The sequence below is a fragment of the Erysipelatoclostridium sp. MSK.23.31 genome (genome assembly GCF_019125875.1).
Taxonomy (GTDB): domain Bacteria; phylum Bacillota_I; class Bacilli_A; order Erysipelotrichales; family Coprobacillaceae; genus Thomasclavelia; species Thomasclavelia ramosa.
The window spans coordinates 97641-113066 of the sequence record NZ_JAHOCB010000002.1 but is presented as its reverse complement, the minus strand read 5'-3'; the positions used below and the strand labels follow the sequence as shown (position 1 = coordinate 113066).

General features: G+C 31.4%; 15 protein-coding genes. All 15 read left to right on the top strand.

Annotation, left to right across the window (positions count from 1 at the left end; all coding sequences use genetic code 11):
- The first annotated feature begins 265 nt into the window (after positions 1 to 265).
- On the top strand, positions 266 to 1627 hold the full coding sequence (gene trkA, locus KSU54_RS01925) for a Trk system potassium transporter TrkA (protein ID WP_003536586.1): 1362 nt from the start codon (positions 266 to 268) through the stop codon (positions 1625 to 1627).
- Positions 1628 to 1632: 5 nt separating this feature from the next.
- Positions 1633 to 3072, top strand: coding sequence for a TrkH family potassium uptake protein (locus tag KSU54_RS01920; RefSeq protein WP_003536587.1), 1440 nt, complete (start codon positions 1633 to 1635; stop codon positions 3070 to 3072).
- A gap of 43 nt (positions 3073 to 3115) precedes the next feature.
- Positions 3116 to 4294: a deoxyguanosinetriphosphate triphosphohydrolase family protein gene (locus tag KSU54_RS01915; protein ID WP_003536588.1), complete on the top strand. Its 1179-nt coding sequence runs from the start codon at positions 3116 to 3118 to the stop codon at positions 4292 to 4294.
- A 72-nt stretch (positions 4295 to 4366) separates the two neighbouring features.
- Complete coding sequence (locus KSU54_RS01910; protein ID WP_003536589.1) at positions 4367 to 4693, top strand: cyclic-di-AMP receptor; 327 nt, start codon at positions 4367 to 4369, stop codon at positions 4691 to 4693.
- 55 nt (positions 4694 to 4748) lie between these two features.
- Positions 4749 to 6410 (top strand): GNAT family N-acetyltransferase, encoded by a 1662-nt coding sequence (locus KSU54_RS01905; protein WP_009008964.1) that lies wholly within the window; start codon positions 4749 to 4751, stop codon positions 6408 to 6410.
- A 106-nt stretch (positions 6411 to 6516) separates the two neighbouring features.
- Positions 6517 to 8127 carry a potassium/proton antiporter gene (locus tag KSU54_RS01900; protein WP_022007787.1) on the top strand — a complete coding sequence of 537 codons (1611 nt, stop codon included), beginning with the start codon at positions 6517 to 6519 and terminating at the stop codon, positions 8125 to 8127.
- Positions 8128 to 8317: 190 nt separating this feature from the next.
- Positions 8318 to 9112 carry a folate family ECF transporter S component gene (locus KSU54_RS01895; RefSeq protein ID WP_003536592.1) on the top strand — a complete coding sequence of 265 codons (795 nt, stop codon included), beginning with the start codon at positions 8318 to 8320 and terminating at the stop codon, positions 9110 to 9112.
- Between the two features lie 67 nt (positions 9113 to 9179).
- Entirely contained in the window at positions 9180 to 9623 is a 444-nt protein-coding gene (gene spoVAC / locus KSU54_RS01890) for a stage V sporulation protein AC (RefSeq protein WP_003536593.1), read from the top strand.
- Positions 9601 to 10605, top strand: a complete 1005-nt coding sequence (locus tag KSU54_RS01885) for a stage V sporulation protein AD (RefSeq protein ID WP_008791436.1) — start codon at positions 9601 to 9603, stop codon at positions 10603 to 10605. Before spoVAC ends, KSU54_RS01885 begins: the two co-directional genes overlap by 23 nt.
- Complete coding sequence (gene spoVAE / locus KSU54_RS01880; RefSeq protein ID WP_003536595.1) at positions 10605 to 10955, top strand: stage V sporulation protein AE; 351 nt, start codon at positions 10605 to 10607, stop codon at positions 10953 to 10955. The genes KSU54_RS01885 and spoVAE overlap by 1 nt, the downstream gene beginning before the upstream one ends.
- On the top strand, positions 10952 to 12235 hold the full coding sequence (locus KSU54_RS01875; RefSeq protein WP_003536596.1) for a spore germination protein: 1284 nt from the start codon (positions 10952 to 10954) through the stop codon (positions 12233 to 12235). Before spoVAE ends, KSU54_RS01875 begins: the two co-directional genes overlap by 4 nt.
- 125 nt (positions 12236 to 12360) lie before the next feature.
- A complete protein-coding gene (locus tag KSU54_RS01870; RefSeq protein ID WP_003536597.1) occupies positions 12361 to 13089 on the top strand; it encodes a segregation and condensation protein A in 729 nt (242 codons plus the stop codon).
- Entirely contained in the window at positions 13089 to 13703 is a 615-nt protein-coding gene (gene scpB, locus KSU54_RS01865) for an SMC-Scp complex subunit ScpB (protein WP_003536598.1), read from the top strand. Before KSU54_RS01870 ends, scpB begins: the two co-directional genes overlap by 1 nt.
- Entirely contained in the window at positions 13690 to 14214 is a 525-nt protein-coding gene (locus KSU54_RS01860) for a DUF5662 family protein (RefSeq protein ID WP_117791873.1), read from the top strand. Before scpB ends, KSU54_RS01860 begins: the two co-directional genes overlap by 14 nt.
- Before the next feature lie 151 nt (positions 14215 to 14365).
- Positions 14366 to 15409, top strand: a complete 1044-nt coding sequence (locus KSU54_RS01855) for a GGDEF domain-containing protein (RefSeq protein WP_117791874.1) — start codon at positions 14366 to 14368, stop codon at positions 15407 to 15409.
- The last annotated feature ends 17 nt before the right edge of the window (positions 15410 to 15426 follow it).

Below are 15426 nucleotides of genomic sequence, written 5' to 3'. Positions count from 1 at the left end.
GTCCTTTTTTATTTTGTTATAAATGGTTTACGAAGGCTAATATAGGCTAAGTTATTTAAATTTATACTAATGAATCATAGTTAATGAAAATGAGAAATCTATTTTAAAATTAAATGATATAAAAATTGTTAATCTTATAAGAACTTATTAAGTCCTTGTAAAAATGTTTCAATTTGGTAAACTTCTTATGTATTTGCCGAATTCCTATTGAGAAATATAGGAAAATGGACTACAATTTGGTTATTATCAAGGGAGGCTATTCTTTATGAATGTTATAATTTTGGGTGCTGGTAAGGTTGGAAAAACTTTAATTAAGCATATGTCCAACGAGGATCATGATATTATTGTGATTGACCAGGATGCACAAAAAATAGAAGATGTAGTAAACTTATATGATGTCATTGGAGTTGTAGGTAATGGTGGTTCTTATGATATCTTGATGGAGGCAGGGGCAACTACAGCAAATTTGATTATTTGTGTTACTGCATCGGATGAATTAAATATCTTAGCTGGATTAATGGCAAAACAAATGGGGACTCGCCATACAATTGCTCGAGTAAGAAATCCCGATTATTCTAAACAACGTGATTTTATGCGTAATCAGTTAGGTTTTTCAATGATTATTAATCCTGAATTAGAAGCAGCAAATGAGATTAGAAGATCATTATCATTTCCTTCGGCTGTAAAGGTTGATACCTTTGCTCGTGGAAAAGTTGAATTGGCAGAATTTTATGTAGAAGAAGATAGTTATTTACGTGATATTCCGCTAAGTCAATTACATAGTATTACTAAGACTAATATTTTAGTATGTGCTGTAAGTCACAATGAAGAAGTAATTATACCAGATGGTAATTATATTATTAAACCAGGTGATCATTTATTTATTACAGGATCACATCGAGACTTATCAAGATTTTGTTTAGATATTGGCATTGTTACAAATAGGATAAAAAATGTTTTAATTGTTGGTGGAGGAAAGATTGCTTATTATTTAGCTAAACAGTTAGGGGTTCAAGGAATAAAAGTAAAAATCATTGAAAAGGATATTGAACATTGTCGTGTGCTTGCTAAAAAATTACCGTTTGTTACTGTTATTAATGCAGATGGAAGTGATGAAGAGGTATTATTAGAAGAAGGTTTAGAGACAACAGATGCTTTTTTAGCATTGACAGGGTTAGATGAAGAAAATTTAATTTTATCTTTGTATGCTAAAAATATTTATCATAAAAAGACTATTGCTAAAGTTACTCGGATGAGTTTTACAGGTCTTGCGGATAGTCTAAAGGTTGATAGTATCGTAGCTCCAAAGAAAATTATTGCTGGTCAAATAATTCGTTATGTTCGAGCAAAAATGAATAAAGATGATGATTCAAGTGTTAAAACTTTATATAAGATTGTAGATGGTGAAGTGGAAGCTAGTGAATTTATCGCTACACCTAAAATAACTTTTTTAGGAATGACGTTAAATGATTTGAATTTAAAGAATCATGTGTTAGTTGCTGCTATTTCCCGAGAAAATGAAACAATTGTACCTAAGGGGGATACGACGATTGAATTAGGGGATCATTTAGTCATTATTTCTCGTGGTGAGACAATGAAAAGTCTAAATGATATTATAAGGAGATAAGCAGGATGAATAAAAAAATGATTGTTTTTACAATCGGTAAGTTATTAACAATTACCGGTTTATTAATGTTCATGCCAGTAATTGTCTCGTTGATTTATCAAGAAACAGAGGGGGTTTATTATGCGATACTTGGCATAATAATGCTGGCTTTAGGAATTCTAATTTCAAGAAAAGCTCCTCGTAAAAAGAATATTTATGCTCGTGAGGGTTTTGCTATCGTAGCATTGAGCTGGTTATTGATATCATTATTAGGGGCCATTCCGTTTTGTTTAACTGGTGAGATACCTTCATATGTAGATGCGGTGTTTGAAACTGTATCGGGTTTTACAACAACCGGATCTTCGATTTTATCCAATGTGGAGGCATTAAGCCATACAAGTTTATTTTGGCGAAGCTTTACACATTGGGTTGGAGGAATGGGGATTCTTGTGTTTGTAATCGCATTTATCCCGATTGCTTCAGGACGTTCATTACATATTTTACGAGCTGAGGTTCCTGGACCGGTGGTTGGAAAATTGGTTTCTAAAGTACGATTAACTGCACGAATCTTATATGTGATTTATGCAATTATGACGGTTATTGAAATAATTCTTTTACTATTTGGCGGAATGCCGTTATTTGATTGCATTTTGAATGCTTTTGGAACCGCTGGTACAGGAGGGTTTGGAATTAAAAACGCAAGTATCGCTGCTTATGATAGTGCTTATATTGATGGTGTGATAACTGTTTTTATGATCTTATTTGGAATTAATTTTAACTTGATTTATTTCTTCATTTTAGGGCGAATCAAGGAAGTATTAAAAAGCGAAGAATTGCGCTGGTATTTGATTATAATTGTTGCTGCAATAGCTTTAATTACGATTAATATTTTACCATTATATGATTCAATCTTATCTGCATTCCGTTATTCAAGTTTCCAGGTTGGGTCAATCATAACGACGACAGGATTTGTAACTGCTGACTATGGGCAATGGCCAGTATTTTCACAAGTAATATTATTATCATTGATGTTTGTTGGTGCTTGTTCAGGCTCAACTGGTGGTGGAATCAAGGTATCAAGAATTGTAATTTATTTTAAAAATGCAAGAAATGAACTGCATAAATTATTACATCCCCATAGCGTTCGTGCAGTTGAATTTGAAAATCAACCGGTTGAAGATAATGTAATCAGAACGATTCATGCATATTTAGTCGTATATATTACGATATTTGCTCTATCGTTATTGATTTTAACATTTCTTAATCTTGATTTTAAAAGTGCTTTTTCAGCTATTGCTTCTTGTTTAAATAATATCGGTCCTGGTTTAGATGTTGTTGGACCAGTAAGTAATTTTGGTTCGTTGCCAGATGTTTCTAAAATAGTTTTAACTTTCGACATGCTGGCAGGACGTTTAGAACTTTTCCCAATGCTGCTTTTGTTTTCACCATCACTTTGGCGAAAGTAGCATAAATAAGAAAAAATCGTGTAGAATATAGAGAGGTGTTCCAATGAAAAAAGAAGAAATAGTCATAAAAAATGCATTACGAATGACTAAAGAGGCCGATGATCAGCTTTCTATCTATGCCACTAAAAATCGTGATTGTATAAAAGTAAAACAGACGATTAGAAATCGTGAAGAATTTGATATCCGATGGCCGTTTGAAGAAGACATTGATCGAATTTTATATTGTAAATCATATCAGCGATATGTTGATAAAACTCAAGCATTATCTTTTTTTAATAATGCTCATATTTCAAAGCGTTCTATTCATGTCCAATGGGTGAGTCGGATTGCTCGTCAGATTGGTCGTGGTCTTGCTTTAAATCAAGATTTGATTGAAGCGGCGGCTTTAGGACATGATCTAGGCCATGCACCATATGGACATGTTGGAGAAAAAGCTCTTGATAAAATTCTGCAGATAAAGGGATTTGGATATTTTGCCCATAATGCTAATAGTGTACGGAATATTCTTTTTATTGAACGCGATGGAATCGGTTATAATGTCTCTTTACAAGTGTTAGATGCGATTCTGTGTCATAACGGTGAAATGTTATCGAAAAAATATATGCCGGATTATGATAAAACTATTGCGCAATTTTGGCAGGAATATGAAGATTGTTGGCACCAAAAGAATACTAGCTTAATTATTCGTCCAATGACATTAGAAGGCTGTGTTGTTCGGGTGTCAGATGTTATCTCATATATTGGTAAAGATATTGAAGACGCAATTAAAGTAGGAATCATTAAACAGTCTGATCTTCCTAAAGAGGTAACTGATATTTTAGGTTTTGATAATAAATCAATGATAAATCGATTGATTGGAGATATTGTTATTCATAGTTATGGAAAGCCATATCTTCGCTTTTCTAATGAAGTGTTTAGTGCTTTGAAAACTTTATTGAATTTTTTATCCAATCGGGTTCATCAACATCCGGTGCTAGTAAAAGAAAATACAAAATTAGTCCGAATGATTAATCAGTTATATCATGTTTATTATGATGAATTAACTGATCCTAATAATCATGATTGTAAAATAAAAGCATTTGTTAATAAGATGGCTCCGGCATATAGTAAAAATGATCCAGCATTAATAGTTGCTGACTATTTATCAATGATGACAGATTCTTATGTTTTAAATGAATATGAATCTATCTTCTTACCTATTCAACATAATGAAATACTTTAATTATTATATTTGTACTATCTTTTGAAAAATCGTAGTATAATATATGTATAAGAAGTATAAGGAGGAGTTAATATGAAACTTATAATCGCAATTGTTAATTCAGATGACAGCTCATCGGTTCAAGGAGCTCTTACTGAAGGCGGATACTTCGTAACTAAATTATCTACTACTGGGGGATTTTTGAAAAAAGGAAATACAACATTTTTTGTTGGAACTAATGATGATAAAGTAGAAGACTGTATTTCTATTATCAAAGCACATTCAAAGAAACGGGTAGAAAAAGAACCTACTGTTCCTCCAACAGAGATGGGAGAATTCTTTACACCAATTATGGTTGATGTTTTAGTTGGTGGGGCAACCGTATTTGTTTTAAATATTGATCAATTTGAAAAATTCTAAAAAAAGAAGTGGCTTAGCCACTTCTTTTATTCTATAATGTTCTAAGGTGGAGAATATGGAATATAGAATATTAAAAGAAAATGAAATAAAAGAAGCAATTGAATTAGTTGCACGAGTAGCTAAAAAAGATATTTATAAAGACTTTGATCAAGAGGGAATTAATAGTTTTAATCAAGTAAATTGTGATACATTTTATCGTAATAAACAAAATTTGACTTATATATGTTTAGAGAATAAAAAAATAATTGGGATTATTACACTTACTCAGGGAAAACATCTAAGTTTATTATTTGTTGATAATGATTATCAGGGAAATGGGATTGGAACAAAATTATTTGAGTTGATTGATAATTTGGCTTTAGCTGATCTTGAAGTTAATTCTGGAATTGGGGCTAAAGGATTTTATTTAAACTTAGGTTTTAAAATGGTCGGTGATCTAACTAAGAAAAATGGTATATTATATTATCCAATGCTTAAACAAAGGGTAGTCAATAAACGTTTTAATACTTATGATGAGGTAGTTAATTTTATAAATAGTCAAAAAGATCGGGTATACAGCCTTAATAATTTTAAACATTATATGGAAGATATAGGAAATCCTCAGTTATTTCTTGACTGTGTTCATATTGGTGGGACAAATGGAAAGGGTTCAACTACTAATTATATTAAAGAAGTTTTAAAACAGGCGGGATATAGGATTGCAACATTTACCTCACCAGCACTATACTCAAGATTAGATATTATTCGTATCAATGACCAGTTCATTGATGAAGAAACAATGGTTAGATATGCAAATCGATATGTGGAACTATGGTTAAAATATGAAATCTCAATGTTTGAAATTGAAGTATTTATTGCAATTATGTATTTTATTGAGCAGAATGTCGATTTTGCGTTATTTGAAGTAGGATTAGGCGGTTTATTGGATGCAACGAATATCATTATGCCTAAATTAGCAATCAATACTAATATTGGTTTAGATCACGTTGATTATTTAGGTCATGATTATCAAAGTATTGCTTTAAATAAAGCTGGAATTGTTAAAGAAGGAATTGATTACTTAACCGGGGAAACAAAGGAAGAATGTTTGGCTGTATTTAGAGATGTTTGTTTAAAACATCATAGTGAGCTTATAACTTTAAAACCAATAACTAAAATTATTGATGGGAATAATGTTAGTTATCATTATCGTGATTATGATATTATTCTTGATACACCGGCTTTATATCAGATTAATAATAGTGCTTTAGCACTAGAAGCACTGATATATTTAAAAGAACATCAATTTGTTGATTTTAGTGATGATGATTTACTTCAGGGAATGTATAATGCTCGCTGGGCTGGTAGATTTGAAATAATTAATATTGAACCTTTGATTATTATAGATGGTGCTCATAATAAAGAAGGAATTGATGCTTTCTATGAATGTGCTAAAAAATATGACAATATAAAAATAATCTTTAGTGCTTTACGGGATAAAGATTATAAACATATGATTGAAAAATTGTTACAATTAACTAAAGATATAACTATTTGTGAATTTGAACATGTTCGAGCTAGTGATGCTAAGACATTAGCAAATGGCTTTGATGTTAAAATTGAGCCAAATTTTAAAACAGCGATTGATAAGGCTTTTACTCATGAGGGGACAGTATTTGTAACGGGATCGTTATATTTCATCTCTAAGGTAAGGGAATATATAATTGATAGAAGTTAGAATCAGGTAATACTGATTCTTTTTTTGCTAAAAAAATTTCATAATGAGTTTTATTTATTATTTTTAATTAGATATGATATAATAATACAAAGATAGGAGGAATGACATGACGTTATTTTTATTATTGATTGCAGTAGTAGTAATTGTGTGTATTCTTGCAACAAGGCTTTCATCTAAATTTGGAGTACCAACTTTATTGATTTTTATTTTGTTGGGAATGGTATTTGGAAGTGATGGCTTGTTTAAAATCAGCTTTGATGATTTTATTATAAGTGAGCAAATTTGTACATTTGCATTAATTTATATTATGTTTTATGGTGGTTTTTGTTTGAATTTTAATAGTGCTAAACCGGTACTTATTAGAGCAACGATAATGTCGACACTTGGCGTTATTTTAACTTGTGGCTTTGTTGGTTTATTTTGTTATTGGGTATTGCACACTAGTTTAATTGAAGGGATGCTGATTGGAGCAGTAATGGCTTCAACTGATGCGGCTTCAGTATTTAGTATTTTAAGAATGAAGCGTTTAAATCTAAAAGCAGGTATTGCTCCATTGCTTGAAATGGAAAGTGGAAGTAATGATCCTACAGCATATATGCTGACAATTATTATTTTGACCCTTTTATCAAGCGGGAAAACTAATATTTATATGCTTATTTTTAGTCAGATAATATTCGGGATTATTAGTGGTGTAGTAATTGGTCTTTTAGCAAAAAATTATTTAGATAAGATTCAATTAAATGAAGTTGGCTTAAAATCGATTTTTGTAGCTGCTCTAGCATTGTTAGCATATGCATTACCAGTAGCACTGAATGGAAATGGTTTTTTAAGTGTTTATCTATTTGGAATAATATTAGGAAATAGTCGTTTAAAAAAGAAAGTTTCACTAGTTCATTTTTTTGACAGTATTTCTCATATGATGCAGATCTTGTTGTTTTTCTTACTAGGTTTATTGTCTTTCCCGTCACAAATTCCCGATATAATAGGCTCTGCTATCCTAATTACACTATTTTTAACTTTTGTTGCGCGTCCGTTAACGGTATTTATCTGTTTAACGCCGTTTAGAGTACCGTTTAAACAACAATTGTTTATTTCCTGGTGTGGTTTAAGAGGTGCGGCTTCGATTGTTTTTGCAATCATGACAGTGGTATCACCTGCATATACGAATAATGACATTTTTCATATTGTCTTTTTCGTTGCTTTACTTTCAATAACATTTCAAGGGAGTCTATTGCCTTTAGTAGCAAAATGGCTCAAAGTGGAAGATGATCAAAATGATACAATGAAAACATTTAATGATTATAGTGATGATAGCTCATTTGAATTAATTCGAGTTTATTTGAGTGATGATCATCCATGGATAAATCAAACATTAATTGATATTGTAATGCCGACTAATATGTTAGTTGCTACAATTATTCGCGATAATCAGATGATCTTACCTAAAGGGACAACAAGGGTTTTAAAAGGTGATCTATTGATTATGTGTGCACCAGGTTACGAAGGAAATGATATTTATTTAGATGAGGAATACATTGAAGAGCATCATCATTGGATCGATTGTACTCTAGCGATGATCAATCCTCGTAATAAGTTTTTAGTAGTCTTAATTAAACGTGATAATAAAATGATTATCCCTGATGGTAAAACACGGATAAAACGTGATGATATGCTTGTAATTTGTAAAAAGGAGTACTTAGGCTTTGTTGATGAATAATTAAATATGTTGAAGTGTCTGCTAATTTGTAGTATTATTTCCATTGTATACAATCTTGTATATAATTTAGAAAAAGGGGGAGTCTACTTTTTAGTAGCAATCGCATGTACGGTCAGTGATCGGAATTAACGCCTGTGGACTAGAAATGAGGTTGAAGCAGGAAAGATTGTAAATAAGTAGCAATCAAGTTATGATTCAAATTATTTGCGGAATTATTTTAGTTTTAATTGGAATTTTTGTATTTTGGAAATTTCCAATTAAGAGTGATACTAAATCACTCACATTAGCAGCTTTATTTATTGTTTTAGCCGCTATTTTAAAAAGGTTATCGATTATGATACCTTTGTTTGGTTTTGAGAGTCTAAAAATCTCAATTGAAGTAATCCCAATGCTTTTAGCAGGGATAATACTTGCACCAGGATATTGTTATATAATTGGTCTTGCTGTTGATTTAGTTGGATTAATTGTGACACCAACGGGATTTCCTTTTTTAGGATTTACTTTGAGTGCGGTATTACAATGTTTGATTCCATCCATTGTAGTTGCCACGATTAAAGAAAATTATATGAATTATTTAGAAAAGGCAATCCAAGTAATTTTAATTTTTTTAGGAATAGGGGCTTGCTTTTATGTATTTAGTTTAGATCAAGTAGTTATTTCTAAGAATGTTGTAGACATTACACTTAATTTTAAAATAATAATTAGTGTGGTTTGTATTGTGATGATAAGTGTCTTGTTTACTGTTATGCGTTATTATAAAAAGAAATTAAATGATCAGGAATATCATTTGTTTAATCTGTGGTTGATTTCGGTAGTATTAGTTGAAATGGTAATTACATTTATGTTAACGCCTTATTGGTTACAAGTTATGTATGGAATTCCATTTACATTATCGTTATTTATCCGAGTCATTAAAGAATGTATCATGATTCCAGTAGATATCATTTTAGGATATAGTGTTTTAAGAGTGTTAAAACGCCTATAAGAGTCAGTTTTGACTCTTTTTTGTTTAATTTTTTTTAATATGGAAAAAATATTGTGAGGTGAATAATATGAATACATCACAGTATAATGAAATTGCTGAAGATTTAAAACCCCAAAAACAAGTGGGGAAGCATTGTTTAAGTGCATTTATTTATGGTGGCATTATCGGTGCTGTCGGTCAAGGCATTTTAGAGTTTTACATGTATATTTTTGATGTGAGTGAAAAAGAAGCAACACCAATGATGATTATTACGATTGTTTTGGCTGCTGCTATTTTGACAGGATTGGGAATATATGATCGAATTGGAAAAAAGGCAGGAGCTGGAACTTTTATCCCAATTACTGGATTTGCTAATAGTATGACTTCTAGTGCCTTAGAAGCTAAAAGCGAAGGTTTAGTAACAGGTATAGGAGCTAATATGTTTAAATTAGGAGGAACAGTCATTACTTTTGGGATTGTTGCTTCGTTTGTGTTAGGAGGTATTCGTTATGTCATCAGTCTTATCTGGTAGTTCAATGCAGTTGAATAATGTTTATGTTAGAGCAACAGGAACAACGTGCGGGATTGACGAATTTAATGGACCGTTAGGTCAATATTTTGATAGACACTACCCTGATTTTCATTTTGGACATAAATCTTATGAATTAGCAGAAATGGCAATGCTTCAAGATGCGATTAGTCATGCTTTAAAAAAAGGAAAGTTGAAAAAAGATGACATTAATGTCTTTTTAGGTGGAGATTTAAATAATCAAGTCACTGCCAGTAATTACACTGCTAAAGATTTTCAAAGACCATTTATGGCGATGTATGGTGCTTGTGCAACAATGGGGCTAGTTATTAATACAGCCTCAATGTTAATTGAAAATCATTGTATTCATAATGCAAATTGTTTTGTTTGCAGCCATAATGCAACTGCTGAAAGACAATTTCGTTATCCAATTGAATATGGTGTCCAACGTAAAGAAACAATGACAACGACAGCTACAGGTGCAGTCAGTGTAATTCTTGATAATAATCCTAGCGCTGTTAGAATAGAAGCATTAACTATTGGTCGTGTTATTGATATGAACCAAAGTGATCCTAATGACATGGGAAGAGCAATGGCACCAGCAGCCTTTGATACATTAGTTAATCATCTAAAAGATTTAAACCGGCAAGGAACTGATTATGATTTGATTCTTACTGGTGATTTATCAACTTATGGGAAATCGATTATGAAGGAATTAATGAATGAAAATAGTGTTACCTATAATGAGTATGATGATTGCGGCTGTCTATTATATGATAGTGATCAAGATGTTAATCAAGGTGGGAGTGGGCCTTCGTGCAGTGCTTTAGTAGCATTTGGGTACATCTATCAGAAAATGTTAAAACATAAGTACAAGCGGGTTTTAGTGATTACAACAGGGGCATTATTGTCACCGGTTATGACTAATCAAAAACAAAGTATACCTTGTATTGCCCATGCCTTTAGTTTGGAGGTTGTTGAATAATGAATTATCTATTAGCATTTATTTTTTGTGGCTTTGTCTGTGTAATTGCACAGTTGATTTATGAATATTCAAAATTAACTCCTGGACATATTACGAGTCTATTTGTTGTTATTGGTGCTTTTTTAGATTTGTTTCATATCTATGATAAACTAGTTGAAATATTTCATGCAGGAGCATTATTGCCAATCACAAGTTTTGGTCATTCGTTGATGCATGGAGCGCTTGCAGCAACTAAAGAATTTGGCGTTTTTGGATTAGCGATGGGTATTTTTGATTTAACCGCAGCGGGTATTAGTAGTGCTATTTTATTTGCTTTTTTAGTTGCAATTTGTACTAAGCCAAAATCATGATCAATAACAATCCATCATTTGATTTAAATACCCGAACGCTTGATTTTGAAAATGAAAAAGTTACAATTAATTATGTTTCTAGTCTTTGCTCTGATGATCTAATTGCTTATTTAGTTGAAGGGATTACCAACCATCGTGGTGAAACATTAAAAGATTGCTTAAATAATGGTGATGTTAAAGACGAACCGGATTATCAAAAGGCCATGTATTCAATGTTAACTGGTTGTGCAATGATTAGTTATCGCAATAAAACTTATGTTTTAGATACTCGTCACTTTCCTAGTCGTTCTGTAGAAGAACCCGAGACAGAAAAAAGCGTCAGAGGCTCTAAAGATGGTTTTAATGAATCGATGCTGACTTGTGCGGGTTTGATTCGCCGACGAATTCGTACGATTGATCTAGTTATGAATAAACAGACGATTGGGAAAAATAATCCCTTAGATGTTTGTTTATGTTATTTAGATAGCACAGTTGATCAAACTATGCTGGAAACAGTATTACAACGTATAAAAGAAATTAAAAATGAAGATTTGGTCATGTCTGATCGTGCCGTTGAAGAGATGATCTTAGATCAAGGATATAATCCATTTCCACTTGTTCGATATAGTGAACGCCCGGATGTAGTAGCTACGCATATCCTTCATGGTCATATTGCTATTATTTGCGATACATCGTCTTCAGTAATGATGCTGCCGACCACATTATTTGAAATATTGGAGCATGTTGAGGAGCATCGTCAAACACCAATCATTGGGACTTTTATACGATTAATTCGTTGTAGTGCAGTATTAATTTCTATTTATTTAGTACCTTTATGGCTACTATTGACAAGTAAGGGGACTATTGATCTAGTCTTTTTAGGACAAGTCTTGCTTGTTGAATTAGCGATTGAGTTGTTACGGATTGCTACGATTCATACTCCTACCTCTTTGTCAAATGCGATGGGGATGATTGCCGCTGTATTATTAGGACAGTTTGCAATTGATTTAGGAATTTTTAGTGAAGAAATTTTATTATTCTGTGCAATTGGTGATGTCGGTGGTTTTGCAACCCCTAACTATGAGCTATCGCTTACTAATAAATATTTAAAAATATTTTTAATTATTTTTGTTGGTTTTTTAGGATGGATCGGTTTTGTCATTTATCATGTGATCTTAATTGGTTATTTAGTATCTTTAAAACCATTTGGGGTATCTTATTTATATCCTCTATATCCTTTTGATGGCAAAGAAATGCTTAATTTTATTATTCGTAAGCCCAAGACGAAAAGAGGCTCATAATAGACTATAACGTGATTTAAACGCTATAGTTTTTTGTTTGTTACGGTCCTAAAAGAATACTTCTAAAGCAATAATATATATGTTATAATAACAAATGCGTAATCGAAGTGAAGGAGGTATCGATAGTGGAATATCAAGTAATAATTGAAGATTTTCAAGGTCCATTAGATTTATTACTACATTTGATCAAGGAAAAAGAAATGGACTTAGAAAAATTAGAATTGTCTTTGATTGCAGATCAATATTTGCAATATATTCATGCTATGGATCCTTCTAAATTAGAAATCATGTCAGAGTATTTAGTGATGGCGGCAGATTTGATTGAAATGAAAAGTAAGATGCTGATTCCTAAAGAAAAGGTGACAATTAATGATGAATATCAAGAAGACCCTCGTGAAGCTTTGATCAAACGACTAATCGAGTATAAGCGTTATAAAGATGTTTTAGATGAAATTCGTGATAAATATGAACAGCGTCAAACAGTTATTATTAAACCGGCAGAGTCAATGGACGAGTATGTTGTGGATACTAGTTCAATGATTCCTGAAGGATTAGAAGTTTATGATTTAATGAAAGCAATGCAAAAAATGTTTCAGCGAAAAGCAATGATGAAACCACTGGATACACATATTGCTAAAAAAGATATTTCAATTGATGAAAGAACAGCTCAAATACGAAATTATTTTAAAACAAGAGTAAATAAGAAAGTTAAATTTGAGGAATTATTTGACCGTCATGACCGTTTCTATTTTATTGTAACTTTTATTTCAATATTAGTTTTAGCTAAAGATAAAGAAGTAGAGATTATTCAAGATGGGTTATTTGAAGAAATATATGTAGAGGGGAAAGTTTAATGGAACAAAATAATTATTTAGATATTATTGAGGGTATGTTGTATCTAGCTGGTGATGATGGTGTTGATATTAAACAAGTAGCCGGAGTATTAGAAATAAGTAAAAAAGAAGCAACGCTATTAATGGATCAATTTACAGAAATTTATGGGAATAAAGCTTTAAAGGGGATTGTTCTAGTTAATTTTGGCGGACGTTATAAATTAGCTACTAATGCTGATTACTTTATTTATTATCAAAAGATGGTCGAACAAAGCAGTGCTAGTTTATCGAATGCTGCTTTAGAGACATTAGCAATTATTGCTTATAATCAGCCCATTACACGGGCTGGAGTTGAAGATATTCGTGGAGTTGGATGCGATGCAATGATTCGTAAGCTCGTAGCTAAAGCCTTGATCAAAGAGGTTGGGCGAGAGGATACTCCGGGAATGCCTATTTTGTATGGTGTAACTGATGAGTTCATGGATACTTTTGGTTTAACAACACTTGAAGAATTACCAGATCTAGCTGACATTGTTGAAGTGGATGAACAAGAGGATATATTTGCTACACGATATCGTGAAGATACTAGTGACGATATTTCAAAGGCAGAAAGTGAATTAAATGAAACTGTTTAAGCATTTTAAAACAATTACAAAACATAAATTTTATGTAATGAAATTATGTTTCAGATTGGGTTTGTATAAACAAGGGTTAAAACATGATTTATCTAAATATTCTTGGACTGAATTAGTAACAGGTGCTAAATATTATTTGGGCTATAAATCACCAAATAGTAATGAACGTGATACTATTGGTTATAGCAGTGCCTGGCTGCATCACAAAGGACGTAATAAACATCATTGGGAATATTGGATCGATTTTACTAGCAAAGGAATTATCGCCATTGAAATGCCAATTAATTATGTTGTTGAAATGTTTTGCGACCGTGTTGCTGCAACGATGGTTTATCAAGGAACTCAGTTTAATTTTAAAGCACCACTTGATTATTATAATAAGACGCATCACTATTATGTGATTAATGAAAATACAGATAGAATCTTGAGAGATATGCTTGAACGCTTGGCGAATTCTAATTTAGATGAAACAATTGAATATATTAAAGAAAAATATTTAAGAAATCATTAAACTGTTCTTATAGAATAGCTACAAAATAAAAAGGAATATCGTCTATGAGAGATATGAAGTGAACCCAAATTATTAGGTTCCTTTTTATTTTAAGTTTATATATGAAAAATGGTATAAATTTACTATAATAGAGATGAACGAAGGTGATTAGATGAATGAAAAGGGGAAAGCTGCTCATAGTAACTATGTACGAAGTGTGTATTTACAAATTGTAGCTTTAGCATTAATTATGCATCTAATCTATTTATGTATTTTCTATTTATTAAACTTTAATTTTTTAGTAGTTTACAATCTGTTTAGTGTTATTTTTTATGGAATCATGCTGGTAATAATAAATAAAGGCTATTATCGAACTGCAGTATTATCGGTACATCTTGAGGTTATCACATTTGTTGGAATTACAGTTTTTACACTTGGATGGGAAAGTGGTTTTCCCTTGTACTTATTAGCAATGGTATCGCTAGTATATTTTTGGCCATTTAAAAATTCAAGATGGGCTTATTTATGTGCAATTATTGAAGTGTTTATTTATATTATTATTAGAATAATCAGTTCAACCCAAGATGCTCCAATATATATAATTTCTGATAAAAATATTATTTTAACTCTTTCAATATTTAATGCAGTTTGTTGTTTTATTGTTATGATATACAGTGTTTTTATTTCTGATGTTTCTTCAAAAGCAATAGATAAATTAAATGAAAATTTACAAGAAATAGCTGATAATGATCAGTTAACAGGACTTAGAACACGTCATTATCTATTTGATAGTTTAAATTCATCTCCTAATTTAGATTGTAATATTGTAATAGGCGACATTGATGATTATAAGATTATTAACGATACTTATGGTCATTTATGTGGTGATTATGTATTACATAGTTTAGCAAATTTGATGAAAGATAAGATACCTGATGATATTGATATATGTCGTTGGGGTGGTGAAGAGTTTGTTTTCTTATGTTTTAATACAAATAAAGAAGAACTTACTTATGTAATTGAACGTTTTAATAATCTCTTAAGGCAGCACTCTTTCATTTATGAGGGTAATGTTATTAAGATAACGATGACTTTTGGAATTTCAGATACGATGAAAGCAAAGCATTTAAATACTATGATAAAGTGTGCTGATGATCGTTTATATAAAGGAAAACGTTGTGGAAAAGTTCAGATAATTGTAGATGATAAAAAGTAAAGAAGTGTGATTAGCGC